Here is a 24832-nt window from a genome sequence, read left to right as displayed (position 1 = left end):
CCAGTTCGGATTTCTCGAACTGGCTGTTGTTTTGTTTAAGTCAAGACATCATATGTCGCCATCAGGAATTGTCCCGATTGACGACTGTCCTTCAAGTGAAGATTCGTCTCAACGGTTCCTTCTGGGAATAACGGGATACCCGTTCCGAGAATGACAGGGGCCATCGCGAGTTCGATTGAACTGACGCACTGTAACCGTAGCGCTTCTTGAATCAATTCGCCGCCACCAACAAGCCAGACCTTGCCATCAATTGTCGGTGTGATCCGCTCAAGTAATTGATCGAGCGGTTCATCCGTATAGGTGACCGTCTCTGACGTTCGTTGCGTCCGGCTGTAAATATAACTTGGAATATCCGCGTATGGATACGTCTCGCTGAGTTGAAGGACTTCCTCATACGTTTTTCGACCCATGATGACGGCACCAATCTGTTCATAAAAAGCTTGGTAACCATTATCACCGTCTCCAGCAACAGCAAATAACCAGTCGAGGGAACCATCGTGTCTGGCAATTTTTCCATCAAGACTACAAGCGATATACAGTACGGTCGTAGAGTGAGACATTAAAATTCCTCCTTTAGATTTATCTGACTTCATCTTAGCGTATAATGACGACAAAAGATGTCGTCATTTGAGGAGGAACTGTATGAATACGAGACAATGGCGTTTGGTCCGTTTATTAAACCGGGGGGAACACTTTTCTGCACGTATGCTGGCGGAAGAATGTAAGGTATCGATCCGGACGATTCAACGAGACATGACGGTACTTGAAGCAAATGGTTATCCGATTTACAGTGAACCGGGCGTAGCCGGGGGCTACCGGATGCTGCCGCACCGGAACATGCCGCCACTCGTTTTGACAAATGAAGAGACGATTGTCTTGTTCATGCTACTCGAATGGGTCGGTCAGATTCCAGATTTTCCGTTCGGGACGATCCGCCAGGAAGTCGCTGAACGCTATACGAACGAGTTACCGAAGATGACGGAGCAACAGATTGTAAAATGGAAAGACCGCTTTCGCTTTCAAGCGGTCGATACACCACCGTCGCCGCGAAATCCTGCGTTACTTGACTTGTTAGAGAGCAAACGTATGGGGAATATTCTCTATGAGACGACAAAAGGTCAAAAGTCGATCGTAGTGGATCCGATCGGCTTATCGTTCGAACAGAATCGTTGGTATTTTTATGGACGGACTGACCGTGGATTTCGGCAGTTCCGTGTCGACCGAGTTCTAGGTGTATCGCTTCATGAGTTGCCAGCAACTGATTTGACCTTTTCTGATTTAGAAAAGAACATGACACATGTACCGATGACGACGGTGAAACTAGAATTAACTTCTTTAGGTGAACGAATGCTCGAAGGCATTTTACCTCTTCGTCGTGACCGAACATGGCAAATTCCGGTTAGTGAGCTCGATTTTTTAGGACGCCAATTGATGCGGCTCGGTCCGGAAGTTCGAGTCCTTGAACCACTAGAGCTGAAGGAACAATTGGTTCGTCAAGCAGAAAAAATGATCGCTGTGCAACAGTCCGATAAGCCGTTCGGACAGAATTGATCAAAAAACTATGTTACGATATAGCTAGAAAGAAACAATAGAGGAAGGGGTCTTCCATGGAAACACTATCACTGATTTTATTGATGCTTGCGCTCATCTTACTGACGCAAGTCGTCGGACATTACATCCGTTTCATCCCAACGGCTTTGATCCAAATCATTGCCGGAACCGTCGCCGCTCTCCTGATGAGTGGCTTGACGATTGAGGTCGAATCCGAATGGTTCCTCCTGTTATTTATTGCGCCATTACTTTACAACGATAGCTCTCACTTTCCGCGCGAAGATTTGTGGCGGATGCGCACAGCGATCTTCGGTAATGCAATCATCCTCGTCTTATTGACGACGATCGTCGGAGGATACTTCATCAATTGGTTGATTCCGGTCATTCCAGTCGCTGCTGCGTTTGCCTTAGCCGCAATCTTATCGCCAACGGATCCAATTGCCGTCAACGGAATTGCAAAACGTGTCCAGATTCCAGAACAAATCTTGACACTCGTTCGCGGAGAATCGCTGATCAATGATGCATCGGGATTAGTCGCGTTCAGTTATGCTGTTGCCGCTGTTGTCACGGGTTACTTCTCGATTCAAAGTGCGACAACAGAGTTCTTTTACATGTTCTTCGTTGGAGCCTTGATCGGATTGTTGATTTCGCTCACGATGAACTTTCTCAAGGTACGCTTGCGTCGAGCGGGTATTGAAGATGTCGTCTTCTACGCTTTACTGCAAATCCTGACACCATTTATCATCTTCTTCGTTGCTGAAGAAGGATTTCATGCATCAGGCGTCATCGCCGTCGTCACAGGTGGTATCTTGCATGCCTTGATCAAAGAACGAACAGAAACGTTCTTTGCGCAAGAGCAGACGTTGACGGATAACATCTGGACGATGATTGCGTATACGTTAAACGGGATTATCTTCTTATTGCTCGGTTTGACGTTGCCAGAAGCGACACGCGAGATTTTTGCGGATGACGCGATCAACAACTGGCGTCTCATGCTATATGTCATCGAAATCGGTTCATTCATTCTCGCGATCCGTCTCGTCTGGACGATGTTCTTCAATTGGTTCGATCATCGGTTCTTTAAAAAAGAGGACCGCGATCATCGTCGACCGTCCTTCAAACAAGATTTAATTACGACACTGGTCGGGGTTCGCGGAACGATCACGATGGTCGGGGTCTTGTCATTACCGTTCTTGACGGAGTCCGGCGAAGCCTTCCCGGAACGCTCATTGATTATCTTCCTTGCAGCGGGTGTCATCATCTATACGCTCGTTCTCGCGACGATTCTCTTACCGGTATTGAACCGTGGTGAGGCGGCAACGCCGATCGCACTCGACCTGAATGCCCAAAAACAACGGATGATTCGCCGGGCGATCTCAGAGATCAAACAAGTGACGGACGAAGACAATGCGGTCGTTGCGTTTGATTTACTCAATGAGTATCATGTGATGCTCCGGTTGTTGCGCGCGCAGGAAAAAAGTCAAGAAGAGCTCGATCAATTCAATGATCAGTTGAAGGCACTTCGTCTTGAAGCCGTCCAGTGGGAAAAGGAAGAATCAAAACGTTTCGTCGCTGAGAACAAGGTGCCGGATCTGCTGAAAAAGGATGTTTTCCGCTCGATTGAAAATCGTCGCAAGGCGATCGGTAAGGATTCGCGTTTCCAGATCGTCCAGCCGATTCGTAAATTGTGGTGGAAACGGAAACGATCGAACATGTCGTCGGATGCGTTAATTCAAATGACGCAAGTCGAGCATGATCTGTATGAAAAGGTCATGGGCACAGTCATCGAACGTCTCGAGAATTGCCGCACGTCTTATCCACCAGACGTCGTTCAAAGTGTGCTTGAGTTCTATAAACGACTTCGTTTCAAACATACGCGTTGGTCATCACCAATCGGTGGCAAGGACGTCGATCAGCAGAAGGAAGAGCTCTGCTTGAAAGCCATCGAAGTCCAGCGTCTTGAAATCGCCAATATGTCAAAAGAAGGGGATCTCTCGAACGAAGAAGAGAAGGAGTTACGCCGCTTCATTCACTATATCGAGAGTGTCGTTCTCTACGAATACGTTGAATAATATATAAAAAAAGACAAGAAGAGCAAACTTTTAATGCTCTTCTTGTCTTTTTTTATATCACGACTTGAGTGCCAACTTCTGAAAAAATAAAACGAGTAACTGTATGCGCATAAGGATGGATTTGTTCTATAAAAAATTCTGCCTCTTGAAACGTTTGGAAATGTAATTTTAGCATGAAGCAAGAATCACCAGATATTCGATAACAAAAGTCAACGTTAGTAAGTTGCTGAATATGATTTTTAAATGAATCGTACCGTCCTTCTTTAATGGTTGCTTCTACTAAACATTCAATAGGAGAACCTAGCTTTTCGTAATCGATTTTTAAACTGTATTCTTTAATGAGTCCAAAAGATTCCATTTGTCGGACACGCTCTGTTACGGAAGGAGCTGATAAATTAATTCGTTTAGCTAATGAACGCATCGACAGTCGACTATCTTGAGCCAGTTCATTTAATATTTGTCGATCAATCATATCGATTTTCAAATGTAAATCCTCCTTCAAAATAAGTTGTTGGATATAAAGTATTAGTTCGATATTTGTTTCAAATGAAATGTGATAATTTTTAATCATTATATAAAATTATTGTATAAGGAGTGAATAAAATGACAAAAATACCTTTATCCCAAATAGGAGAAACACCATTTCAAAAATTACTAGGTCATAATCCTAAAATCTTATCCAGTTGGACAAGGCTAGAAAAAGATTTGATTGAAGAGGGAGCCTTAAGTTCGGATGTGAAAGAACAAGTTAGAAGAACATTAGCGCAATCAAATGGATGTGCATATTGCAAGGCAAAAGGAAAGCCAAAGAAAAAAATGATGGATGAAAAAATGATTTTAGCAACTGGATTTGCAGATCTTTTTTTAAAGGTGAAAGGAAATATTCCTGATTCAATATTTTTACTCATGAATGAAACATTTACTATTCCAGAAATCAGTGAATTATGTGCATTCATTACATTTTGTACAGCATCTCAATACTACGGAGCAATCATGAATTTACAGCCAATTGATAGTCCCTGATTTTACTTTTTTTACACACTTTTATATTTTTTCTTTAGTGCATTCTGAACAGTCCATCTTTGATGTTCATGAAATAGATGATCGATTGCATCAGCCGGATCGATCCATTGTAAGACATGATCATCCTCGATTGGACTTTGTACTTCCTCTCCAGCATCACAACGATAGAACTGCCCTTCGTTCAAATAATATGTCGTTTCATTTTGTGAATAGAAATATTGATTGGCTCGTCCGATGAAATCACCGATATTGACGTCCATTCCCGTTTCTTCAAGTACCTCTCTTTTTAAACATTCTTCTGGCGTCTCATTGGCCTCAATACCGCCACCCGGAAGAAACAACTTGCCGTCCTTTTTTTGAATGACGGCGATTTTACCTGTTTGAGGGTCGCACATGACCGCATAAACAGCAGATCTCGTGATGTAGTGTTGATTCTGTTCTTTCTGCCCGAAGGTGATGACATCCATTTTTCCGTAGCTCCTTTCCCCTAAAATCGTTCGATGTCAATCATACCTTAAATGTCGTATGCAAGCATCAGCCATACAAAAACCCTCATTTCGATATAGAAATGAGGGGTGACCTATGAGCAAAGATCGTTTGTTTCAAGCGAAATTTTTAATCGATTAACCGAGTGACAAGTATTTGACCTCGAGATAATCTTCGATGCCGTAGACGCCACCTTCGCGGCCAAGACCACTCTCTTTATAGCCACCAAATGGAGCTTGTGCAGCAGATGGTGCGCCATCGTTCAGACCAACGATTCCGTATTCGAGTCGTTTTCCGAGCAGCAACGCTTCATCGATGCGTTCTGAGAACGCGTAAGCTGCAAGTCCGTATGGTGTGTTGTTCGCCCGTTCGATGACTTCATCGAGTGTCTCAAAAACAGAGATCGGTGCGAGCGGACCAAACGTTTCTTCCTGCATGCAGAGCATGTCTTCCGTGACATTGGCAAGTACCGTTGGTGTAACGAAATAGCCGACTGTTTCGTCAATCGTACCACCTGTCAAAATTGTTGCCCCTTTTGCGACAGCGTCATCGATGTGTGCTTTGACTTTCGCGACGGCTTTCGCATTAATCAATGGACCGACTGTCGAATCAGCGTCCATGCCGTTACCGACTTGTAATTGTTTGACGGCAGCTGTGAACTTTTCTGTGAATGCGTCAAGAACCGATGCTTGCACGTAGAAACGATTCGTTGCGACACACGCTTGACCACCGTTGCGGAATTTCGAGCGCATAGCCCCTTCGACGGCTTTGTCGAGATCTGCGTTTTTAGTGACGATGAATGGCGCATGACCACCGAGTTCAAGTGACAATTTTTTCATCGTATCGGCTGCTTGGCGCATGATCAATTTCCCAACGGCTGTTGAACCTGTGAACGTGATCTTCCGGACACGGGAATCGGCTTGCCAGACGCCACTAATGGTTGCTGCATCACCTGTTAGCACGTTGATGACACCTTTGGGGATACCTGCTTTTTCTGCTAGTTCAACGAGGCGAAGTGCCGTAAACGGTGTCTCTTCCGATGGTTTAAGGACGATCGTACAACCTGCTGCAAGAGCCGGTGCGAGTTTACGTGTGATCATCGCTGCCGGGAAGTTCCACGGTGTGATTGCTGCAACGACACCAACCGGTTCTTTTTCGACGAACAGTCGCTTTCCTGGAACGGAAGCCGGAATCGTTTCACCGTAAATCCGGCGTGCTTCTTCAGCGTACCAACGAACATATTGATTGCCGTAATCGACTTCACCGAGCGCTTCGACATACGGTTTCCCTTGTTCCGTCGTCATGATTCGGGCGAGTTCCTCGCGGTGTTCATTGATCAAGCGATACCAGGCATCGACTAAATTTGCACGTGTGTCTGCTGTTTCGTTTGACCACTTGACGAATGCTTCGCTCGCTGCGTCAACGGAACGTTGTGCGTCTTCCGCTGAACTTGCTGGAACATGTCCGAGCAATGCTTTCGTTGCTGGGTCATAGACCGGAATCGTTTCTGACTTATCGTACCATTCCCCATTAATTAAGTTCTTTTCAATCATCTTGTTGCACCTCCGTGAATTTCGTTACGTTCTTTATTAAACACCTCAAGACGAGTGAACGGAAGTTCCGCTTTGGATGGACAGTCATAACGAAACGGAATGACTCAACAAATAGTTAATCGACTGAACAATCGGGAACAGTTAAAATAATAGAGAATGAAAATGTCAAAATTAATGAAGGGGGTCGAAAGACATGAAACGAAACTGGATCATTGGCGGTGTGGCGCTGAGCCTACTGCTAAGTGGATGTGGGGGAAGCGAAGTCGCCGAGAAAAAGTCTGAAAAACCACGAGAAACTGAACAAAAAAGGCAAGCTACTCAGCAAGCATACATAGAAAAGACGATACAGCGTGCCGAGCGTTACGCTGCCCAGTACGAATATGAGCGAGCAATCAAGGTATTAAAACCTGTACGCACAAAAGAGACAATACAAAGAACGAAAGAATACGAACAGAAAAAGCAGGCGCTCCTGCCTGTGACGAAACCTGTGCCGCATCTCTTTTTCCATTCATTGATTGCCGATCCAAAACGAGCATTTGACGGCGACCGGAAGGAAGCAGGATACGATGATTACATGGTGACGCAACAGGAGTTCGAACGGATCTTGGATGCATTGTATAAAAACGATTACGTACTCGTCCGACCGACGGATTTAGCAAAAGAGGTGAACGGAAAGATCGTCGAGACACCCGTCCGTTTACCAAAAGGAAAACAACCGCTCGTGTTGTCGCAGGACGACGTCAATTATTACGAATACATGGAAGGCGACGGATTTGCGAAGAATTTAAAAGTGAAGGACGGCAAAATCGTCAACGCGATGGTCGGAAAACCCGATGGTGCCTATGATCTCGTACCGATCGTCGATGCGTTCGTCCAGTCTCATCCTAGCTTTTCCTATAAAGGAGCAAAAGGGTTGCTCGGTATTACAGGTTATAATGGGGTGCTCGGGTATCGTTCCTCCTACAACCAGTACGGACACAATAAACAGGTCGAAACGGCACGAAAACAAGCGAAACAGACCGCCGTCGCATTAAAACAGGATGGCTGGCAGTTCGCGAGTCATACGTACGGACATATTTGGGTCGGGAAAGAATCAGTCACGACGATTCGCGCGGATCTTAAACGCTACAAACAAGACGTTGCACCGCTGATCGGAAAAACGACGCAATTGATTTATCCGTACGGCAGTGATATCGGAGATTGGCACGATTATTCGGGTGAGAAATATCGTTTGCTCATCGATAGCGGTTTCCGCTATTTCTTTAATGTGGATGCGAGTCAACATGCGTGGAAACAAGTTGGTCCCGACTATTTCCGTCAAGCCCGAATCAACGTTGACGGGATTCGTCTACGTCAAGCCGTTGCTGGAAAGACGAGTGTCCTCGATCCATTCTTTGATGCGAAAAAGGTCTTTGATCCAGCGCGACCGGAACGGAAGTGACCTGGTCCTTCGATTGATCATCTTGCTAGTAGTGAGACGAGAGCTTTTCCTCTTTGAAGGTAACGTTCTAGGTGATTGCTCAATTCCTCGTTTGTAACGATAAAATCAGATAAAAGGTTGAATGTTTGTTGAACGAAATGGAAATTGAAACAACCCGAAAGCCAGAGTAAGGATTCAAGTCGAACAAAATCATCGTGATCAAAAATATTCATGTCATAGTTTTCTAAAATCGCTTGGGCTAGTTCAGGAGACACGCTAAAAGAATGAATCCCTTCATTTCGTGCATACCATTTAAGGATCCATGCGAGGTCTTGTATACGATCAGAGTAACCGATATGTTCATGATCAACGATTCCGACGATATGATCGTTCCTCCATAAAATATTTAGTGCATTGAGGTCTGTTGATAAAACAGGTAGCATATCGTTCTTCGATCTGCGTTGTGCCTGATAGATATGAAACTGGACGAGATCGAGATAGTTACCTAACCTTTGTTGTTCTATTGAGGTGATGACAGTATCCACCTTTGATAAATCATGATGCCATTTTTGATAGGCGACGGTATGGTCAACGACCGGAAAAGAAAATTGCGAATCGACCGGTATATCATGTAGTTGTCTTAGCAACGCACCCATTTTTGACGCTGATGATTTGGTTTATGCAGTAATATGTGTGCCGTCTATCCAATCAAAGAGGACACAGCGCCATGCTTGACCAGCATCATCCTGAATCATTGAAAATGTATTTGAGTCAGTTGTCGGTTGAACGCGTTTCATGAAGGGGAGTCCGTGTTCACGTATCCTATCAGTTACGTATAATTGCTGATTCAAATCAGATGCAGAGGCAAGTTCTGTCTCAGAACTATATCGATCATCCGCAAGAAGGCGTAAAGAATAAGCGTTACTATTACAGATTATTCGATAATGTTTGTCACCATGAATTCCGAAAGTCGATAAAGAGATTGAATGATCTAGAGCAGAATCACATGAAATCCCAAATCGTGATAAAGCGAGCGAAATCAATTGATTATCTTCAGGACACATAGTTTACACTCCTCTAACGGTATAGGTCAAAACGGTAGTGGCTGCGTTCCGTCCTGATCTGTAAATTGATACGTCTTCGCGAGATCGGCAACGAAGATGGCTTGTCCAGAATAACGGCTAACGGCGTCATCCGCCATCAGCGCTGCAACGGCTCGTCCGATATAGGTCGTCGATTCAGTCGCGGCACTCGCGAATCCAGCATCGACGACCCGTTCCGTTCGCATGAAACCGGGGCAGAGCGCGATGACAGAAATGGTCGTCTGAGCTAACTCCTGCGCCATGACGTGTGTCATTCGATTAATCGTTTGCATCGCCAAATCATAATAGAGGTTTCCTGCCACCTGATCTGGAGCGAATGACGTCAGATTGATGACGAGCGCGGCTGGACTCTGTTGCAGTAATGGCATCGCAGCCCGAATCGTCCACAAATACGCTTGTGGTCCGGCAGACATCATCGCGTCCCAATGTTCCGGTGGTCGCTCCCAAAATCGTCGTCCGGTTCCAGACGGCAAGTGGCTTTCCGAACCACCGAACACGCAGTTGACGAGGAGATCGATTCGACCATGTTGATGTTGGATCTGCTGAATGAGACGATCGATATCATCAAGACTTGTATGGTCACAAACGACCGGGATGCCAAGTCCGTCGCGTGCCGTGACACCAGCAGCCGTCTCTTCGATCGTCTCGCTACGATTGTCCGTCGTCTGTTCATTCGTACTTCGTCCCGTGACGTAAACAATCATTCCGGCGTCACCTAAAGCATAAGCGATGCCACGTCCGGCGCCACGGGAGGCGCCAGCTACGAGTGCAATACGTTTTGGCATGATGAAACTCCTTTCAGATATGAGAAGACGGATGGGCAGATGCGCATCCGTCTTCTTCTGTTTTAAAAACCTTTAATCGTCATCCCGCCATCAACATAAAGTGTTTGTCCCGTCACGTAACGGGCAGCGGCAGATGATAAGAAGACAACTGGACCAACGAGCTCTTCTAATTCACCCACCCGACCGAGTGGTGTCACGTCAACGATCTCCTGCAGATATGTAGGATCTTTTAGTAAGGGTTCCGTCAGCGGTGTTTTAAAATACCACGGTCCGATCGCGTTGACACGAATGTTTTGTGGTCCCCATTCAAGGGCTAATACCTTCGTCATCTGAATCATCGCCGCCTTCGTCGTCGCATACACGACACCGGTCCGTAAGGCGACGTGACCCGCGACGGAGGCGATGTTCAGAATACTTCCACCTGTCTCCTGCATCCGTTTACCGACTTCTTGAGCGAAAAAGAAGGCGGATTTCAGATTAGTCTGTTGGATCGTTTCCCACTCGTCTTCCGTTACATCGAGTGCCTTCGAACGAATGTTCATCCCAGCATTGTTGACAAGCCCGTCGATCTGCGGCACTTGTTCATAAGCCCGAGCTACCGTCTCGACGACTTGTTTACGGTCAGTGATGTCGCACGGGAATATGTAAGCCGTTCGACCGAGTCGTTCGATTTCTTGCGCTGTTTCCTTTAAGTCCCGTTCCGTCCGGGCGACGAGAATGATGTCGGCACCAGCTTCTGCCATCCCGATAGCAAGTGCCCGTCCGATACCACGACCAGCTCCGGTGATGAGGAATGTCTGATCGGTTAACGAAAAACTTGGAAGATACATGATGTCACGTCCTTTTATTGAGAGTCACTCCTTACTCTAATGAAAAATTGACTGAAAAGAAAGAAAAATCAATGCATTCCGAAATGATAATGGTAAAATATTGAAAAGGAGGGATGAGATGAAGCGTGGTTTAGTTATGACATTATGTATAGCACTCGTGAGTCTTGCTGCTATTCAATTGGTCGGAACGGAAGCCTATCGTTATTTCTTTTATGATCCGGCAACTTCTCAAACCCAAATTATAGTTAATGGAGGAGGAGAAGAAGGTAAACCGACCAAACAAAAGATAGATGTACGAAGCGAGGGATTTGCGGATAAGGATGCATTAGGAGTGGCTACCTTTTACGGCGTTGTCGGTCTTGTCATACTACTGATTGTTCTCTTCAGTGTACGCTACTTCTTGAAGCGTTTACGAAAACGGCGCAAACAGGAGAGTGTAGTCGACGATCTCATGGAGCCGCCTCCAGTGTTTACACAGAATCGTTCGACACGACAAACATTTGTCGGTGAAGAATCAGAGTCAGAGATTCGCCGGCTTTTACAAACATTCGATCGGCAGCTGACACGACAAAAACGCCGCCGCTCTGAAGAGACGGTCGGCGAATGGTTACAACGGATTGATGTCTCGCTCGATTCGTCGATCTATCATATCGTCCGGTACGGCGAGACACCGGATTCAGAGATTTCGCAAGAGCAGGTCGATGATCTGAGACATGAACTACAAGTGCATCTTCAGCGTGACTGACCGAGTAAATCAAGTAAGATGGCATGATGGGAAGCATCTCGTGAGACAAGTGACAATTCGCGGACGACATCAAACCCATCAACCGGTAACGTCTTGATTTCAGGGGATAGTCCGTCTTGAAAAATCTCCGGTAACAGGGCGATGCCGAGCCCGGCGCGAATGAAACCGAGGACGCTTGATCCGAATTCCATCTCGTTTTCTGCCTGATAGACGGCACCTCGTTCGATGAACGCGTCTTTTAGGATGTTCGTCGAATCGCAATCAATCGGAAGCGACAAGAAAGAGGCATTTCGAATTTGATCAAACGCAACCGACGTACAGCCCGCGAATCGTTCATCGTCTTGATGCACGTAAAGTAAAAAGTTCTCCGTATATAAATGCGTCGTATGGTACGGATGGACATGATGACGATCGTCGAGTAAGACGGCATCATAGCGGCGCTCTTCAAGCCCTTGCATCAAATCAATTGTCGTATGCGCCGTCTTCAACTTGAGGTCTGGTGCCGTCGCGTGACGTGAGACGTGACGAGGAAGATATGTCATCGCGACGCTTGGCCATGATCCGAGCGTCAACGTCATCCGTTCATCGATCGTACCGATCCGTCGTTTCATCTGATCGATCCGGTCAAGCAATTCACGGCTTTCTTCAAAGACGATTTCGCCAGCTGTCGTCAACGTGACACCATGTGCAGAACGGTGTAACAGTGAAACTTCGAGTGCACTCTCTAGGCTTTTGATTTGTTTGCTTAATGCTGGTTGCGTCATATGCAGTACCTCGCTTGCTTTCGTCAGGCTTCCGGTTTCTGCAGTGACGAGAAATGCTTCCATCCATTCGGTCTTCATTGGTTCACGCTCTTTTCATACAGGTTGTTTAGAACGTACGTTATTTGAACGCGTCTGACAATCATTTTGCACTTTTTATATTCTTAGTTTGGAATATTCTGAATTGGGAATATATAAAATAAAGAGGTGAACGAATATGAACGAGCGGATGTCCGCACGATTTTCAGCACTCGGCGACCCAATACGATTACAACTCATCGAAACATTACGAGACGGTCCTCGCTCCGTCAATGAGTTAGCCGATCAACTACACTTACGCCAACCGCAAACCTCGAAGCACTTAAAGCTGTTGCTTGACGCAGAACTAATCACTGTCGAGCGGCAGGCGAATCGTCGCTTGTATAGCCTTCGTCCAGAAGCTTTTCGAGAACTTGTCACGTGGAGTAACACAATGGCTCAGATGGAAGCACGCATGTATCGTCTAGATGAACATTTGCAGCGGATGCAATCATCCGCGAAGGGAGACGAGACGAATGAAAAAGGAACTGAAGACATCGATTGATGGTAAGGTGCTACGAATGGAATGGGTTTGTGAGGCACCGCGAGAAATCGTCTTTGCCGCATTCACGGAAAAAGAGCAACTCGAAGCCTGGTGGGGACCAGAAGGCTGGGAGACGACAATCAAGACGTTTGAGTTTCAACCGGACGGCGTTTGGCATTATTGCATGCGGTGTGTCGATCCGACACAAGGTGATTTTTATGGAATGGAGTCGTGGGGGAAAGCAATTTTTAGACATATCGATGCCCCGAACACCTATAGTCATGCCGATTACTTCTCCGACGCGTCAGGAGCTATCTCTGAAAATTTACCAGGTAGTGAAAATGTCACGACATTCATTGATCATGGAGAAACGACCTTGATTGTCTTTGAATCGACCTACGAAACGGAAGCAGCTGTGCAAGAAGTGCTGGGGATGGGAATGAAGGAAGGTTTCACGTCGCAACTGTATCGCCTAGATCACCTATTGACGAAACAGTAAGAAGGAGTCGATGTTTTGGTGCGGAAGATCGGTTTGGCTTTATGTATCCTATTCTTAGTAGGATGCGGAAAATACACGATGGAAGAGGCAAAGGAGAACGGCGACATCATCGTCCAGAAAGGTGTTGAGAACAGCGACCGATTCGAGTCTTTTTTGAATAAGTCGAAGCAAGGAAAATCAGATCAGATTCGCATCACAGCCTACACGACCGAGGGAGATCCGATTGTGTATGACGTCGAGTATGACGGCAAGACGTATCAGTATTCGTCTGATGCATCACGTGATCAGTTCGGTTCAACAGACGACGATCGAAAGAATGAAGTCTGTCAGCAACTCGATAAAACGATCGTGAAGCAAGAGGCAATCTATACGTTAAGTAAATGCGCTGAAGGAACGGATCATGAATTGCTACGATTACCAAAACAATAATCAAAAAGGATCGTGTCCCGTCGAAATGATCAGCGGGCACGATCCTTTTCATTCGCTATCAAGACGACGCAAAGCTTCACGCCAACTTGAAAAACGTTCAATCAATAAAGTCAGTGAAGGTGCTTGGTGCGCACGTGCCCACTTAGCATACTGCTGACTCGTCAATAGCGGTCCATGAGTTTCTGCAGCTTGTTTAAGTGCTTCTAGGCAGTCTTGGTCAGTGAAGAAACCGTTCGAGGTGAGGTCGAAGTGTGCTAAGGCTTTTTTCCACGTACCGAACCGACGAATGATCGTATTCGCACTTAACATCTCTGGATGTAAATCCCGTAATTCCGTGTAGGAGCGAATCGTCATGTTCGTTCCTTTTTGTGCGACATAAAAGGCGACGCTTTCTTCGATTGACCACCGTTTCGTTCGTTTGACCGCAGCCGGGCGATTCAACGTCATCCGGTCTTTGGTCGATAAGTGAGAAGCCTTGACGATGCCAGCTTTCTCTAAAAGGTGTGCCCACGAGCCGAATCGTGCATTGATTTCTTCAAGTGATGGGTAAGGAAGTTGAGCCGCTAACTTTTGATAATGGGTAGCTTTCATAGGTGAATGGTGCATTTGATGAAGACCTTGAATCAAGCGGATGATCTTCTCATCCGTTGCTAAGGTGGAAGTGGAAGTCGGATGTTGACGCATGCAAGATATCTCCCTTTTGAATGGTTGTTTCAATTAAAGGCTAGTGTAGCATGAGCGATTTCGAGAACATACTAACAATATCGTAAGGTAAGAAAAATAGCGCATTTTCATCCGAGAAATACAGGAAAATAAGAGGTTGAACACGAATACAATATTATAGAAGAAAAGAGGGGGAACTGATCAATGACAGAAACACAGACGATTGATACGATGGAGGATATTTTAAAGATGCTTGATGCGCGATTGCGTGAACCAGAACCGTTTTGGGACAAGTTTTATGAAGATCGGACGAAACCGATCCCGTTTTTTAAGAACATTCCTGACGAGAACTTAGTTCGCTACGTCGAACAGGGCTGGATCTCGCCAGGTGACGCGTTAGATCTCGGAACAGGACAGGGGCGAAATGCGATTTATCTCGCAGCACACGGTTTCTCGATGACAGGACTGGATCTCTCATCAACCGCGTTAGAATTGGCAACGGAACAAGCACAACAGACTGGAGCGCACGTTGCGTTTCGAAAGCAAGATTTTCTAGAGACGACCGAACAGAATACATATGATTTCATTTACGATTCAGGCTGTTTTCACCATATGGCGCCACATCGACGTTTGACCTACGTGACGCGAATGAAGGAGATGTTGCGACCAGAAGGATATTTCGGATTAACGTGTTTTGTTGCGGGCGGTCCGCTTGGCGGGGCGACGTTGACGGACTGGGAGGTCTATCAAGAAAATAGTCTCCAAGGTGGACCTGGATACACGAAAGAGCGATTACTCTCTATATTCGATGCATTCGACGTCATCGAACTAACGGAAATGAAACCCGTCGACAATCCGGAGGCATTATTTGGTCATGCTGGACTGTGGACTGGTCTGTTTCGATTAAAGGATTGATTCGTCCGGCATTCGAGACGCGAACCAGTCCACAAAGTAGTGGACATCTTTTAGCGAAACGATTTGGTGTGTATCGTAAGCGGCGAACAGTGACAAAAAGCGCGGTTCGTCAGGGAAATAATGAAGCAAGATTGGACGTAGTGTCTCTAGGTCATGCACGAAGCTTTGATCTCTCTCTAAGATGAGGTGATAGGCACTCCGAATAATCCGTTTCACGATCGAATCGGAATGAAGCAAAGCGACCTGACCTGTTTCTAGGAGAAAACAATCCGTTTTCAACTGCTCACATACTCCACTGTTTAACGCGAAGCCAAGAGCGCGTGTCGAACGAAGGGATGGAAATCGACCTTGGAGATTTTCGCCTGCCAAAAACAAGTTGACGGATTTCAACCAGACACCCCAGCGAAGAACTTCGTCATCCCGCATGACGTCGCCAAGCAGACCGATGTCATAATCGATTTTGGTGACGAAGGGATAGTCCGTCAACCAGTGTTCCGTCTGTTTATCTAACTGCATGTGTTCTTCTTCCGTCAACGGTTCTGTCAAAATCAGTGTAAAATCGAGGTCGGATTCAAAAGGACGCGCCGTTCCTTTGGCGACGCTGCCATACAAGTACACGCCATGAAACGCGGATAAGGTTTGTACATAGGCGACGACGTCCTGAATCACGGCACGATAACGGACAGGAATTGCTTCAGCGGAAGTTGGATTGTGGATGTAGCCATTTTTCGTGCCCAATGTCGTTGGATACTGCATCTGTCTTCCTCCTCATCCTTCAGGAATGGATTGATAGCGATACCAGGTCTTGTTTCGCTGCACATATAGAAACATCGTATCATCTTTTTCTTGATAGATGACTGTACCGCTCATAAGATGAGTTGCCATGCCGTCCTCGAGCGTCTTTTCGGGTGCTATTTTTTGAACACGTGGACCAGGAGTCAAGAAAAGATCGGAGACGGTTACGACCTGATCTAGTCGATACACGCGATCGTTCAAGCGGATGACGTCTTGATCTTGTTCAATGGCTTCTGCCGCGATGAGGTCCGTCGTTGTCATCGTCGTCTCTTCCTGGCATCCATTGAGACAAAGAACAATTAACATTGTAGTAGCTAAAACTTTTTTCATGAAACACACCTCTTTTTCTAGTTATATATCGTAATTTCGATATATTCGGGTTATGCGATATAAGGGGGAGCATCATGATTTCATCTGATTTTGAAAAAAATTTACAACCGACTACAGTCACGGTTCAAAGAAAACCTATCTCACCAGAGTGTACGTATTCTCCAACACATTCAATTTGCGACGAATCCGACGATCAAGGAGATTGCCGAGGCATTTCGCCTCTCACATAATACGACGTCCGAGCACGTCAAAAAGTTGGAGAAATTAGGTTATATCGAAAAAAAACGGAATCCGGAAGATCAACGTCAAGTAACGATCGATTTAACAAACGATGGAGATACAATCGTTCGGCGTCATACAGAACTTGATCCTGAACGGTTGAATCGAGTGCTTGCTAAGATGTCAAAAACAGACCAACAGACGATTGAACAGGCGTTTCGATTATTGCTTTTCTCGTTAAGGTATTGTCAAGCGCAGTGGTCATCGGTCTCGTTACCGAAGTTGCCCGTCGTTCACCGTCACTAGGTGGCGTATTGTCCGCGTTGCCGGTAGTTAGTCTGATCAGTTTCGCCTGGCTCGTCAAACAAGGAAGTGAACGGACCGAGCTCAGTACATTTTTAAAGAGTGTGTTACTCGGGTTACCGGCGACATTTTTATTGCTAGCTGTCTTGTATTGGCTCATTCGCTTAGGGATTCCTGTGTTTTACAGTATAGTTGGTGCAACGAGTTTTTTTATCGTCTGTTGGTATGTTCAACGTTATCTACAACAGTGGTGGCAGACGTAACGGAAAAGGAGAGAAAGCGATGGTAACCCTTCAAACAGAACGATTGACGATTTATCCATGCACAGCGACAGACGTAACGCGTTTACAACAACAGCAATACGAGAACGGACCTGAAGTACAGCATCACTTGACGTTACTCGCGTCAGATCCATCGATGCTGCACTGGGGAAGTTGGCTCGTCATGACAAAAGACGGGCAGGTAGTCGGAGATATTGAATTCAAAGGGAAACCAGACTCGCGACAAGCAGTCGAAATCGGTTATGGTTTGTTACCAGCGTTTCTCAATCGAGGTTTTGCGACGGAAGCCGTCCGAGCCTTGATTGATTGGGTGTTCGACCAAACCGAAGTGAAGGCTGTACTCGCAAAGACGGATTTGACGAATCAAGCATCGATCAGGGTGCTTGAAAAAGCGGAATTGATTCAGATTGGGAGCGACGATCGGTATATCATGTGGGAGCGTTTGAAGTGGGTGTAAAGGAAACTTGACAGATGGTGCGTCATTTACATATAGTGGAATAAGTGAGGTGGAACTATGAAAAATCAGGTCAAGAAGATGCGTGAGGGACGAGGTTGGTCGCAAGGCGAACTGGCAAAACGATTGAACGTATCGCGTCAGACGGTCATTTCCATCGAAAAAGAGCGGTATAATCCGTCACTTGACCTCGCTTTTGCACTGGCTGATCTGTTTGAGCGGCGAATCGAAGACATCTTTACACCGAATCGAATGAACGAGGAGGGAACAGAATGAAGCGAGTCAATGTGTTACTAGACATCATTTTAATTGGAGTAGGTCTGTACTTAACGATGACAGATCCGGCGGCTAAAACACTCGGAATCATCCTCGTTTTAGCTGGCGTCACGTCACGTATCACAGGAACGGTGTTCTCGCCAATGGAACCGTATGATGAGCGCCAAGGAGAGATTAAAATCCGTAGTGGACATATCGCTTATCTCGTAAGTATCGGATATCTTTTCTTGATTTTGATTCTCGTCAATCTATCGTTCATAAAAGACATTCAATTTGCCCTGTTGCTAGCATTAGGAGGACAAGTCTTGTTCTTTCCACTTATACTGCTGTACGTGAATCGAAAGATATGAAGAAGCAAATGTTTATAAAAATGATACTTGTAACCGTTATCAACAATGGTATAGAATGTAATGGAATAGGGATTGTTACTGGTCAAGCAGGCGAAACCCAAATCAGCGATCACTGAAACCGTGAGTGACGTTTGATTTGGGTTTTTCTATTTTTCCTGATTTGAAAGGAGGTCACCGATGATCATTCACCAAATTTTCAACAACAATGTTATTAGTGTATTTGACGAAGTAGGGCGTGAGCGAGTCGTCATGGGGAAGGGAATCGGATTTAAGCGGAATTCAGGACAGACGATATTAGCCTCAGATGTAGAAAAAGTCTTTTATCTCGATGATGTAGGTAATCATGAACGATTTAAATTATTACTTCAAGAAATTCCTGAAGAAATCATCGTCTTGACTGATGATATCGTAACGATTGCTAAATTGACGCTTGGAAAAAAACTCAATGAACTTGTCTACATCGCTCTTGCCGACCATTTGCATTTTGCATTAGAACGTCATGAAAAAGGTTTAGAGATCAAAAATGTATTGCTTTGGGAGATTAAGCGTTTATACCAAGATGAGTTTAATGTAGGTTTGCAAGCACTTAAATTGGTTGAAGAAAAATTCAATATTAAATTACCTGAAGACGAAGCAGCCTATATTGCACTTCATATCGTGAATGCTGAATTAAACGAAGAGATGCCGAATATCGTTTCAATGACAAAAGTCATTCAAGAAGTATTGAATCTCGTAAAATACCATTTTGCACTGGAGTGGGATGAGAATACTCTCGCCTATCATCGTTTTGTTACTCATCTCAAATTTTTTGCACAACGACTCGTGACGCGAACCGAATATGAAGGAGATGAGAGTGCGCTTTTTGATCTAGTGAAAATGCAATATCCCAAGTCCTATATTTGTACTGAAAAAATTTCTTCCTTTATTCAGACAAAATATGATTATCGGTTGACGGATGAAGAAAAATTATACCTAACGGTTCATATCACAAGATTAATTAAAGAAAAAAAGAGTAGTTGACATATAAAAGTAAAAATGTTATTATTTGTTTATTAAATATATATTTATTGGGATTGTTACTGGTCAAGCAGGCGAAACCTAGGTGAAACAAGACGTATTTTCATGAAATACGTTACTTGTTCTCATCTAGGTTTCTTTTTGTGTCTATCAACTATGGAGGTGTCTTATGAAATACGATCAATTAGCAAAAGAAATCATTGAATCTGTCGGAGGCGAACAAAACGTTAGTTCACTTGTTCATTGCGCGACTCGACTACGTTTCGTACTTAAAGACAAAGCAAAGGCTGATAAATTAAAACTTGAAAAACTAGAAGGTGTCATTGCTGTAAAAGAGAGCGGAGGGCAGTTTCAGGTCGTTGTCGGAAATACAGTACCTGAGGTATATCAAGCAATTGGAAAACAAACAAAGCTGATGGAGGAGTCGACAGAAACTAGTAAGACAAATGAAAAAGGAAACATTTTTGGTCGAGCAATCGATATTATTTCCAGTATCTTTACGCCATTGCTTGGTGTCATGGCGGGAGCTGGTATCTTAAAGGGTTTACTTGCGATTGCGACGAATGCAGGTTGGTTAATTCCTACTGAAACAACGTATATCATCTTAAATGCTACAGCGGATAGTCTCTTTTACTTTTTACCTATTTTGTTAGCGGTTACATCAGCGCGAAAGTTTGGTGCCAATCAATTTGTTGCCATGACAGTAGCGGGTGCTTTGATCTATCCAACAATCATTCAACTGAAGACGGATGCAGTCGCGACGACATTCTTCGGTATACCCGTGACGATGATGTCATATACATCTACGGTCATTCCAATCATTCTTGCCGTTTGGGTTATGAGTTATGTTGAAAAATTCTTCAATCGACATGTCCATGAGAGTGTTAAAAATTTTGTTACACCTTTGATTGCTCTCATTACAATCGTTCCATTAACGTTAATCGTGTTTGGACCAATCGGTGTCACGTCAGGCGACTTGATTGCTGCCTTCATTCTAAAGGTATTAGCATTTAACCCAATTTTAGCAGGGGCGTTCATTGCTGGTGTATGGCAAGTCCTCGTCATTTTCGGTATTCACTGGGGAGTCGTTCCGATTTTCATCAATAACATTGCCACTAAAGGATATGACTATATCAAACCGGCAACTGCTCCAGCAATTTTTGCACAGGCAGGAGCATCGTTCGGTGTCATGCTTCGTTCAAAAAATAAAAAGTTAAAAACATTAGCAGGTTCTACGGGAATTACCGCGTTATTCGGTATTACAGAACCTGCCGTATATGGAGTCACTTTACGCTTAAAGCGTCCTTTCATTGCGGCTGTTATTAGTGCAGCAGTGGGTGGAGGGATCGTAGGGCATTTTGGAAGTGTAGCAGTAGCTTCTGGTCCTCCGGGATTATTGACGTTACCCGTCTTCATTGGCGATAGTATGACAGCATTTTACGGGTTGTTAATTGGTGTCGGTGTCTCATTCTTTTTATCGATGGTCTTAACATACATCCTTGGATTTGAAGATGATCCGATTGAAAAAGAAGCAGAAAAAAATGTTCGTGCATCAACAGATATGACGATTCCAAGCCCAGTTTCAGGTCAAATCGTTTCTCTCGAAAAAGTTTCTGATAGTGTATTTGCGAGTGGAGCGATGGGACAAGGTTTCGCAGTCGTTCCAACTGAAGGAAAAGTAATCGCCCCAGTATCAGGTCAAGTAACTGCTATATTTGCAAGTAAGCATGCGATTGGTATTCGATCAGAGAATGGGATGGAAATCCTCATTCATGTTGGGATTGATACGGTACGCTTAGATGGAACTCACTTTGAATTACACGTCGCACAAGACCAGAAAATCGAACCAGGAGATGTATTAATCACTTTTGATATTGAATCGATTCAAGCGGAAGGATATGACATCATCACACCTGTGATTTTCACGAATTTATCAGAAGAACGACAAATTACGATTGATCAAGATCAAATTTCAGTAAGTGAATACAATAAACCTGCTTTTGCATAAGAAAGGATGAGACGATGCAATTTCCAAAAAACTTTTTATGGGGTGGCGCTATTGCGGCCAATCAAGCAGAAGGTGCCTATTTATCCGATGGGAAAGGATTATCTTCCGTTGATTTAATTCCTAGTGGTTCAACTCGAAGAGCCGTTATGAAGGGAGAATTATCGCATTATGAGCCCCTTCCAGAATTAATTTATCCATCCCATGAGGCGATTGATTTTTATCATCGTTATAAGGAGGATATCGCTCTATTCGCTGAAATGGGGTTTAAAGCGCTTCGTTTATCGATTTCATGGGCACGTATCTTCCCAAAGGGTGATGAAGAACAACCAAATGAACAAGGATTGAAATTTTACGATGAGGTGTTCGATGAATTATTAAAATATGGAATTGAGCCAGTCGTTACAATGGCACACTTTGATGTACCCGTTCATTTAGTAGAGCATTATGGAAGTTGGCGTAATCGAAAAATGGTCACATTCTTCGAACGATATGTTGAGGCAATCTTATCCCGTTATCATTCGAAAGTACGTTATTGGATGACTTTCAACGAAATAAATATGTTGTTCCATCTTCCTTACATGGGAGCTGGATTAGTATTCGCAGAAGGAGAGAATCGACAACAGATTCAGTATCAAGCGGCACATCATCAATTGGTAGCGAGTGCGCGTGCCGTGGAAATTGCTCATACGATCAATCCGAATCTTCAAGTAGGGTGTATGTTGGCAGCAGCCATGACGTATCCTTATACCTGTAATCCAGATGACGTCGAAAAAGCAATGGAACGTGATCGTGAGAATTTCTTCTTCATTGATGTACAAGCTCGCGGTGCCTATCCGGGTTATGCATTAAGACAATTGAAAGAGGCTGGTATTGAAATTCAGATGGAACAAGGTGATATTGAACTATTACGCAACCACACAGTGGACTTTATTGGTTTTAGCTATTATTCGAGTCGCTGTATCAGTACTGATCCAGAAATACTGGATAAAATGACGGCGGGGAATGTGTTCCCGACTGTCAAAAATCCATATTTGAATCAATCAGAATGGGGATGGACGATTGATCCGAAAGGACTCCGTCTAACGGCAAATCAGCTATACGACCGTTATCAACTTCCCTTATTCATCGTCGAAAATGGCTTAGGTGCATTTGATGAATTGGATGGAGAAGGAAACATTCAAGATGACTATCGGATTTCTTATTTAACAGATCATATTCGAGCAATGTACGAATCGATACAAGACGGAGTAGAACTCATCGGTTATACGAGTTGGGGATGTATCGATCTCGTCAGTGCGTCTTCCGGAGAATATGCAAAACGGTATGGCTATATTTATGTAGATCGTCATGATGATGGTAGCGGAACGAATAGTAGACGGAAGAAGGCGTCCTTTGATTGGTATAAAAAAGTAATTGCATCTAATGGTGCCTGTATAGAAGATCAAAAACATATTAAAATTAAATAAAAGTATAGCTAACGATGCGTACCTGAGTACTTCTAAGATACGCGTCGTTAGCTATTTAGCTATTATTAATGATATGTAGTAAGAAGTTATGTTACTTTAACCGTGGCGTGGAGCAAACAGCATGACGCTGACACCGATTAAACAGATTAAGGTACCAATTATGTCATAGGTATCTGGTGATTTACGATCTACGATCCAGCCCCAAAATACGGACATGACGATGAATACACCACCATAAGCTGCATAGACGCGACTGAATGTTGGAAATTGCTGAAACGTAGCAATGATGCCATATAAAATCAGGATCAATCCACCAGTCAGACCGAAGTACGAAGGTCGTCCCTCTCTTAGCCATAGCCAAATCAGATATCCGCCACCAATCTCACTTAAACCAGCAATAAAGAAAATGAAAGCCGACATGATCACGATTCAACCCTCGATCGCAAACGTATCACGCAATTCGATGATCGTTCCTTCCGGTGCTTTTAATTTACTCAGATGTCCATCGACGACGAAATAGATGTTGCCACCGTGTTTTGGTAAAAAAGGCATCCCGAGTTGTTCCAGTCGTGTTACTTCCTCTTGCAAGTCGTCAACATAGAGGGCGAAATGAACAGGACCCGCTGCTTGTTTCGTGTAATCGGTGAACGGTTGACCGGATTTGGGTGTCTGTAACTCGATGTAGAAATCACCGAGACGTAACCAGCTGTTAAAGTCGCGGTCATGAAAATCGGGTGTTTCTTGAACGAGCGAAAAGCCGAGCTGTTCATAAAATTGTTTAGACGCGACGTAATCCGTCGTCTGAATGCAAATGTGATGAATTTGTTTCATACTAAAACCTTCCTTCGTGTTCAATGAAATCATGCAGAACTAGTGTAGCATTTCGCGGATCAGTTGGAGTGATAGAAATGGAGAATACGATGCAACATGCCATAAATTTGATGTGTGAACGTTTTTCGATAGGGCAAACGATCAGCGAACCTATCCGATTGACGGGTGGTCTTCTGCATGAGACGTGGCGACTACAGACAACGAAAGGATTCTATGTCTTAAAACGATTGAATCCGGAAATCATGCGACGCTCTGAAGCACGAAACAACTTTAAAATGTCAGAAGACGTTGCGATGCAAGCATCTCTTTACTTAGCAGCATTACCAGCACGTCGCGTCAACGATCAAGTGGTACAGACGATTAATGGTTCTGATTACCTTTTGTTTGATTGGGTCGATGGCGAGACGTTATCAGCCGATCAAATTCGACCGACACATGCACGACAAATCGGAGTTCAACTAGGAAGGTTACACGGTCTTTCCGTGGCGACGACTGGTTTTTCACAGCCGGATACCTCCAATATGCCAATCGATTGGAACGGATATATAGAAGAAGGAAAGCGACAGCAATCAGACTGGCTACAGTTGCTAGTCGAAGAGCAGGAACAGCTACAACGACTGGAGCGATTAGCACAAGAAGCAAAACTGCAACTACCTGCGGATTGGATCGTCAGCCATCGTGATCTTGATCCGAAAAATGTTCTCTGGACAACAAATGATCCGGTCTTGATCGACTGGGAGTCTGCAGGGTTGATTCATCGTGCCGTCGATTTATTTGAGACCGCCTGTTATTGGTCAAAGCGTAAAGACGACACGTTTGATCATGATCGATTTTCTGCTTTCCTTGACGGCTATCAAACAGAGCAATCTTTGCCTATCGTTGACTGGGTATACATCATTGACATCAGTGTCCAAGGGAAGCTAGATTGGCTTCGATTCAATCTGGATCGCTCACTCGGGAAACATGGTATACCTGAAGTGGAACGGACGCTCGAGACAGAACAGGTTCTTTTGACGATAAAAGAACTACAGGTTCACGATCGGAATCTCTGGATTAAGTGGATATTGGCAAGATGATCATAAGAAAGAGGCACTGAATCATTCGA

Annotated in this window: 32 protein-coding genes; 18 read left to right on the top strand and 14 right to left on the bottom strand. The window is 44.6% G+C overall.

What is annotated here, in order from left to right; all coding sequences use genetic code 11:
• Positions 1-35 precede the first annotated feature (35 nt).
• Complete coding sequence (locus tag ACN9MT_RS08740; protein WP_426272067.1) at positions 36-560, bottom strand: dihydrofolate reductase family protein; 525 nt, start codon at positions 558-560, stop codon at positions 36-38.
• Positions 561-642: 82 nt separating this feature from the next.
• Between ACN9MT_RS08740 and ACN9MT_RS08735 the strand changes: the two genes are divergently transcribed.
• Both ACN9MT_RS08735 and ACN9MT_RS08730 read left to right on the top strand, forming a co-directional pair.
• Positions 643-1551: a helix-turn-helix transcriptional regulator gene (locus ACN9MT_RS08735; RefSeq protein WP_426272066.1), complete on the top strand. Its 909-nt coding sequence runs from the start codon at positions 643-645 to the stop codon at positions 1549-1551.
• 56 nt (positions 1552-1607) lie between these two features.
• Entirely contained in the window at positions 1608-3623 is a 2016-nt protein-coding gene (locus ACN9MT_RS08730) for a Na+/H+ antiporter (RefSeq protein WP_035407603.1), read from the top strand.
• A 52-nt stretch (positions 3624-3675) separates the two neighbouring features.
• On the opposite strand, the gene ACN9MT_RS08725 is transcribed toward ACN9MT_RS08730, so the two are convergent.
• The gene (locus ACN9MT_RS08725; protein WP_035407606.1) at positions 3676-4107 is read right to left on the bottom strand and encodes an Lrp/AsnC family transcriptional regulator; all 432 of its coding nucleotides are present in this window, start codon (positions 4105-4107) and stop codon (positions 3676-3678) included.
• Between the two features lie 119 nt (positions 4108-4226).
• On the opposite strand from ACN9MT_RS08725, the gene ACN9MT_RS08720 reads away from it, so the two are divergent.
• Positions 4227-4646, top strand: coding sequence for a carboxymuconolactone decarboxylase family protein (locus ACN9MT_RS08720; RefSeq protein ID WP_035407609.1), 420 nt, complete (start codon positions 4227-4229; stop codon positions 4644-4646).
• Between the two features lie 11 nt (positions 4647-4657).
• Here ACN9MT_RS08720 and ACN9MT_RS08715 read toward each other — a convergent pair whose 3' ends face one another.
• Both ACN9MT_RS08715 and ACN9MT_RS08710 read right to left on the bottom strand, forming a co-directional pair.
• Positions 4658-5113 carry an NUDIX hydrolase gene (locus tag ACN9MT_RS08715; protein ID WP_426272065.1) on the bottom strand — a complete coding sequence of 152 codons (456 nt, stop codon included), beginning with the start codon at positions 5111-5113 and terminating at the stop codon, positions 4658-4660.
• Positions 5114-5269: 156 nt separating this feature from the next.
• The gene (locus ACN9MT_RS08710; RefSeq protein ID WP_426272064.1) at positions 5270-6685 is read right to left on the bottom strand and encodes an NAD-dependent succinate-semialdehyde dehydrogenase; all 1416 of its coding nucleotides are present in this window, start codon (positions 6683-6685) and stop codon (positions 5270-5272) included.
• Positions 6686-6878: 193 nt separating this feature from the next.
• On the opposite strand from ACN9MT_RS08710, the gene ACN9MT_RS08705 reads away from it, so the two are divergent.
• Positions 6879-8126: a polysaccharide deacetylase family protein gene (locus tag ACN9MT_RS08705; RefSeq protein ID WP_426272063.1), complete on the top strand. Its 1248-nt coding sequence runs from the start codon at positions 6879-6881 to the stop codon at positions 8124-8126.
• Between the two features lie 17 nt (positions 8127-8143).
• Here the strand turns inward: ACN9MT_RS08705 and ACN9MT_RS08700 are convergent, their stop codons facing one another.
• The 4 genes from ACN9MT_RS08700 to ACN9MT_RS08685 form a co-directional block, all read right to left on the bottom strand.
• Positions 8144-8761: a phosphotransferase gene (locus ACN9MT_RS08700; RefSeq protein WP_426272062.1), complete on the bottom strand. Its 618-nt coding sequence runs from the start codon at positions 8759-8761 to the stop codon at positions 8144-8146.
• Between the two features lie 21 nt (positions 8762-8782).
• Positions 8783-9169 carry a hypothetical protein gene (locus ACN9MT_RS08695; protein WP_426272061.1) on the bottom strand — a complete coding sequence of 129 codons (387 nt, stop codon included), beginning with the start codon at positions 9167-9169 and terminating at the stop codon, positions 8783-8785.
• 26 nt (positions 9170-9195) lie between these two features.
• Positions 9196-9993 (bottom strand): SDR family NAD(P)-dependent oxidoreductase, encoded by a 798-nt coding sequence (locus ACN9MT_RS08690; protein WP_375091839.1) that lies wholly within the window; start codon positions 9991-9993, stop codon positions 9196-9198.
• 62 nt (positions 9994-10055) lie between these two features.
• Positions 10056-10823: an SDR family NAD(P)-dependent oxidoreductase gene (locus ACN9MT_RS08685; RefSeq protein ID WP_368914825.1), complete on the bottom strand. Its 768-nt coding sequence runs from the start codon at positions 10821-10823 to the stop codon at positions 10056-10058.
• Positions 10824-10941: 118 nt separating this feature from the next.
• Between ACN9MT_RS08685 and ACN9MT_RS08680 the strand changes: the two genes are divergently transcribed.
• Positions 10942-11568, top strand: coding sequence for a hypothetical protein (locus ACN9MT_RS08680; protein ID WP_426272060.1), 627 nt, complete (start codon positions 10942-10944; stop codon positions 11566-11568).
• On the opposite strand, the gene ACN9MT_RS08675 is transcribed toward ACN9MT_RS08680, so the two are convergent.
• Complete coding sequence (locus tag ACN9MT_RS08675) at positions 11556-12410, bottom strand: LysR family transcriptional regulator (RefSeq protein ID WP_426272059.1); 855 nt, start codon at positions 12408-12410, stop codon at positions 11556-11558. The two genes, ACN9MT_RS08680 and ACN9MT_RS08675, sit on opposite strands and share 13 nt — an antisense overlap.
• A gap of 136 nt (positions 12411-12546) precedes the next feature.
• Between ACN9MT_RS08675 and ACN9MT_RS08670 the strand changes: the two genes are divergently transcribed.
• The 3 genes from ACN9MT_RS08670 to ACN9MT_RS08660 are packed head-to-tail and all read left to right on the top strand — an operon-like array spanning position 12547 to position 13819.
• Entirely contained in the window at positions 12547-12912 is a 366-nt protein-coding gene (locus ACN9MT_RS08670) for an ArsR/SmtB family transcription factor (RefSeq protein ID WP_426272058.1), read from the top strand.
• Positions 12884-13390, top strand: coding sequence for an SRPBCC family protein (locus ACN9MT_RS08665; RefSeq protein ID WP_056061754.1), 507 nt, complete (start codon positions 12884-12886; stop codon positions 13388-13390). The genes ACN9MT_RS08670 and ACN9MT_RS08665 overlap by 29 nt, the downstream gene beginning before the upstream one ends.
• A gap of 18 nt (positions 13391-13408) precedes the next feature.
• On the top strand, positions 13409-13819 hold the full coding sequence (locus tag ACN9MT_RS08660; RefSeq protein WP_056061751.1) for a DUF4362 domain-containing protein: 411 nt from the start codon (positions 13409-13411) through the stop codon (positions 13817-13819).
• Positions 13820-13867: 48 nt separating this feature from the next.
• Here the strand turns inward: ACN9MT_RS08660 and ACN9MT_RS08655 are convergent, their stop codons facing one another.
• Positions 13868-14503 (bottom strand): homing endonuclease associated repeat-containing protein, encoded by a 636-nt coding sequence (locus ACN9MT_RS08655; protein ID WP_290750796.1) that lies wholly within the window; start codon positions 14501-14503, stop codon positions 13868-13870.
• Positions 14504-14686: 183 nt separating this feature from the next.
• On the opposite strand from ACN9MT_RS08655, the gene ACN9MT_RS08650 reads away from it, so the two are divergent.
• The gene (locus tag ACN9MT_RS08650) at positions 14687-15397 is read left to right on the top strand and encodes a class I SAM-dependent methyltransferase (protein WP_426272057.1); all 711 of its coding nucleotides are present in this window, start codon (positions 14687-14689) and stop codon (positions 15395-15397) included.
• On the opposite strand, the gene ACN9MT_RS08645 is transcribed toward ACN9MT_RS08650, so the two are convergent.
• Together ACN9MT_RS08645 and ACN9MT_RS08640 are read right to left on the bottom strand one after the other, a co-directional pair.
• Positions 15386-16153, bottom strand: a complete 768-nt coding sequence (locus ACN9MT_RS08645) for a nucleotidyltransferase domain-containing protein (protein WP_426272056.1) — start codon at positions 16151-16153, stop codon at positions 15386-15388. The genes ACN9MT_RS08650 and ACN9MT_RS08645 overlap by 12 nt on opposite strands.
• Positions 16154-16165: 12 nt before the next feature.
• Positions 16166-16522 carry a hypothetical protein gene (locus tag ACN9MT_RS08640; protein ID WP_426272055.1) on the bottom strand — a complete coding sequence of 119 codons (357 nt, stop codon included), beginning with the start codon at positions 16520-16522 and terminating at the stop codon, positions 16166-16168.
• 90 nt (positions 16523-16612) lie between these two features.
• Between ACN9MT_RS08640 and ACN9MT_RS08635 the strand changes: the two genes are divergently transcribed.
• The 8 genes from ACN9MT_RS08635 to ACN9MT_RS08600 all read left to right on the top strand — a co-directional run bounded on the left by ACN9MT_RS08635 (position 16613) and on the right by ACN9MT_RS08600 (position 22896).
• Positions 16613-17047 (top strand): MarR family winged helix-turn-helix transcriptional regulator, encoded by a 435-nt coding sequence (locus ACN9MT_RS08635; protein ID WP_426272054.1) that lies wholly within the window; start codon positions 16613-16615, stop codon positions 17045-17047.
• On the top strand, positions 16999-17307 hold the full coding sequence (locus ACN9MT_RS08630) for a DUF3147 family protein (protein WP_426272053.1): 309 nt from the start codon (positions 16999-17001) through the stop codon (positions 17305-17307). The genes ACN9MT_RS08635 and ACN9MT_RS08630 overlap by 49 nt, the downstream gene beginning before the upstream one ends.
• A gap of 19 nt (positions 17308-17326) precedes the next feature.
• The gene (locus tag ACN9MT_RS08625) at positions 17327-17782 is read left to right on the top strand and encodes a GNAT family N-acetyltransferase (RefSeq protein ID WP_426272052.1); all 456 of its coding nucleotides are present in this window, start codon (positions 17327-17329) and stop codon (positions 17780-17782) included.
• Positions 17783-17839: 57 nt separating this feature from the next.
• Complete coding sequence (locus ACN9MT_RS08620) at positions 17840-18055, top strand: helix-turn-helix transcriptional regulator (RefSeq protein WP_426272051.1); 216 nt, start codon at positions 17840-17842, stop codon at positions 18053-18055.
• The gene (locus tag ACN9MT_RS08615; protein WP_426272050.1) at positions 18052-18405 is read left to right on the top strand and encodes a hypothetical protein; all 354 of its coding nucleotides are present in this window, start codon (positions 18052-18054) and stop codon (positions 18403-18405) included. Before ACN9MT_RS08620 ends, ACN9MT_RS08615 begins: the two co-directional genes overlap by 4 nt.
• Positions 18406-18582: 177 nt before the next feature.
• Complete coding sequence (gene licT / locus ACN9MT_RS08610) at positions 18583-19425, top strand: BglG family transcription antiterminator LicT (RefSeq protein ID WP_426272049.1); 843 nt, start codon at positions 18583-18585, stop codon at positions 19423-19425.
• 166 nt (positions 19426-19591) lie between these two features.
• The gene (locus ACN9MT_RS08605) at positions 19592-21430 is read left to right on the top strand and encodes a beta-glucoside-specific PTS transporter subunit IIABC (RefSeq protein ID WP_214854097.1); all 1839 of its coding nucleotides are present in this window, start codon (positions 19592-19594) and stop codon (positions 21428-21430) included.
• Positions 21431-21444: 14 nt separating this feature from the next.
• A complete protein-coding gene (locus tag ACN9MT_RS08600) occupies positions 21445-22896 on the top strand; it encodes a 6-phospho-beta-glucosidase (RefSeq protein WP_426272048.1) in 1452 nt (483 codons plus the stop codon).
• Positions 22897-22992: 96 nt separating this feature from the next.
• Here the strand turns inward: ACN9MT_RS08600 and ACN9MT_RS08595 are convergent, their stop codons facing one another.
• Together ACN9MT_RS08595 and ACN9MT_RS08590 are read right to left on the bottom strand one after the other, a co-directional pair.
• Complete coding sequence (locus ACN9MT_RS08595) at positions 22993-23316, bottom strand: YnfA family protein (RefSeq protein ID WP_426272047.1); 324 nt, start codon at positions 23314-23316, stop codon at positions 22993-22995.
• A gap of 9 nt (positions 23317-23325) precedes the next feature.
• Positions 23326-23727 (bottom strand): VOC family protein, encoded by a 402-nt coding sequence (locus ACN9MT_RS08590; RefSeq protein WP_373951054.1) that lies wholly within the window; start codon positions 23725-23727, stop codon positions 23326-23328.
• A gap of 89 nt (positions 23728-23816) precedes the next feature.
• On the opposite strand from ACN9MT_RS08590, the gene ACN9MT_RS08585 reads away from it, so the two are divergent.
• Positions 23817-24803, top strand: a complete 987-nt coding sequence (locus ACN9MT_RS08585; RefSeq protein WP_426272046.1) for a phosphotransferase — start codon at positions 23817-23819, stop codon at positions 24801-24803.
• Positions 24804-24832 lie beyond the last annotated feature (29 nt).

It is taken from the genome of Exiguobacterium sp. R-17, from assembly GCF_049913315.1.
In the GTDB taxonomy this organism is placed as follows: domain Bacteria; phylum Bacillota; class Bacilli; order Exiguobacteriales; family Exiguobacteriaceae; genus Exiguobacterium_A.
Note: the sequence above shows the minus strand (reverse complement) of the source record. Positions and strands in the feature narration are given on the sequence as shown.

What these genes read in the sequence shown, in the direction of transcription:
- ACN9MT_RS08740 (WP_426272067.1), bottom strand. Translation starts at nt 560, where the DNA reads ATGTCTCACTCTACGACCGTACTGTATATCGCTTGTAGTCTTGATGGA.
- ACN9MT_RS08735 (WP_426272066.1), top strand. Translation starts at nt 643, where the DNA reads ATGAATACGAGACAATGGCGTTTGGTCCGTTTATTAAACCGGGGGGAA.
- ACN9MT_RS08730 (WP_035407603.1), top strand. Translation starts at nt 1,608, where the DNA reads ATGGAAACACTATCACTGATTTTATTGATGCTTGCGCTCATCTTACTG.
- ACN9MT_RS08720 (WP_035407609.1), top strand. Translation starts at nt 4,227, where the DNA reads ATGACAAAAATACCTTTATCCCAAATAGGAGAAACACCATTTCAAAAA.
- ACN9MT_RS08715 (WP_426272065.1), bottom strand. Translation starts at nt 5,113, where the DNA reads ATGGATGTCATCACCTTCGGGCAGAAAGAACAGAATCAACACTACATC.
- ACN9MT_RS08710 (WP_426272064.1), bottom strand. Translation starts at nt 6,685, where the DNA reads ATGATTGAAAAGAACTTAATTAATGGGGAATGGTACGATAAGTCAGAA.
- ACN9MT_RS08705 (WP_426272063.1), top strand. Translation starts at nt 6,879, where the DNA reads ATGAAACGAAACTGGATCATTGGCGGTGTGGCGCTGAGCCTACTGCTA.
- ACN9MT_RS08700 (WP_426272062.1), bottom strand. Translation starts at nt 8,761, where the DNA reads ATGGGTGCGTTGCTAAGACAACTACATGATATACCGGTCGATTCGCAA.
- ACN9MT_RS08695 (WP_426272061.1), bottom strand. Translation starts at nt 9,169, where the DNA reads ATGTGTCCTGAAGATAATCAATTGATTTCGCTCGCTTTATCACGATTT.
- ACN9MT_RS08690 (WP_375091839.1), bottom strand. Translation starts at nt 9,993, where the DNA reads ATGCCAAAACGTATTGCACTCGTAGCTGGCGCCTCCCGTGGCGCCGGA.
- ACN9MT_RS08685 (WP_368914825.1), bottom strand. Translation starts at nt 10,823, where the DNA reads ATGTATCTTCCAAGTTTTTCGTTAACCGATCAGACATTCCTCATCACC.
- ACN9MT_RS08680 (WP_426272060.1), top strand. Translation starts at nt 10,942, where the DNA reads ATGAAGCGTGGTTTAGTTATGACATTATGTATAGCACTCGTGAGTCTT.
- ACN9MT_RS08675 (WP_426272059.1), bottom strand. Translation starts at nt 12,410, where the DNA reads ATGAAGACCGAATGGATGGAAGCATTTCTCGTCACTGCAGAAACCGGA.
- ACN9MT_RS08670 (WP_426272058.1), top strand. Translation starts at nt 12,547, where the DNA reads ATGAACGAGCGGATGTCCGCACGATTTTCAGCACTCGGCGACCCAATA.
- ACN9MT_RS08665 (WP_056061754.1), top strand. Translation starts at nt 12,884, where the DNA reads ATGAAAAAGGAACTGAAGACATCGATTGATGGTAAGGTGCTACGAATG.
- ACN9MT_RS08655 (WP_290750796.1), bottom strand. Translation starts at nt 14,503, where the DNA reads ATGCGTCAACATCCGACTTCCACTTCCACCTTAGCAACGGATGAGAAG.
- ACN9MT_RS08650 (WP_426272057.1), top strand. Translation starts at nt 14,687, where the DNA reads ATGACAGAAACACAGACGATTGATACGATGGAGGATATTTTAAAGATG.
- ACN9MT_RS08645 (WP_426272056.1), bottom strand. Translation starts at nt 16,153, where the DNA reads ATGCAGTATCCAACGACATTGGGCACGAAAAATGGCTACATCCACAAT.
- ACN9MT_RS08640 (WP_426272055.1), bottom strand. Translation starts at nt 16,522, where the DNA reads ATGAAAAAAGTTTTAGCTACTACAATGTTAATTGTTCTTTGTCTCAAT.
- ACN9MT_RS08625 (WP_426272052.1), top strand. Translation starts at nt 17,327, where the DNA reads ATGGTAACCCTTCAAACAGAACGATTGACGATTTATCCATGCACAGCG.
- ACN9MT_RS08620 (WP_426272051.1), top strand. Translation starts at nt 17,840, where the DNA reads ATGAAAAATCAGGTCAAGAAGATGCGTGAGGGACGAGGTTGGTCGCAA.
- ACN9MT_RS08615 (WP_426272050.1), top strand. Translation starts at nt 18,052, where the DNA reads ATGAAGCGAGTCAATGTGTTACTAGACATCATTTTAATTGGAGTAGGT.
- licT (WP_426272049.1), top strand. Translation starts at nt 18,583, where the DNA reads ATGATCATTCACCAAATTTTCAACAACAATGTTATTAGTGTATTTGAC.
- ACN9MT_RS08605 (WP_214854097.1), top strand. Translation starts at nt 19,592, where the DNA reads ATGAAATACGATCAATTAGCAAAAGAAATCATTGAATCTGTCGGAGGC.
- ACN9MT_RS08600 (WP_426272048.1), top strand. Translation starts at nt 21,445, where the DNA reads ATGCAATTTCCAAAAAACTTTTTATGGGGTGGCGCTATTGCGGCCAAT.
- ACN9MT_RS08595 (WP_426272047.1), bottom strand. Translation starts at nt 23,316, where the DNA reads ATGTCGGCTTTCATTTTCTTTATTGCTGGTTTAAGTGAGATTGGTGGC.
- ACN9MT_RS08590 (WP_373951054.1), bottom strand. Translation starts at nt 23,727, where the DNA reads ATGAAACAAATTCATCACATTTGCATTCAGACGACGGATTACGTCGCG.
- ACN9MT_RS08585 (WP_426272046.1), top strand. Translation starts at nt 23,817, where the DNA reads ATGCAACATGCCATAAATTTGATGTGTGAACGTTTTTCGATAGGGCAA.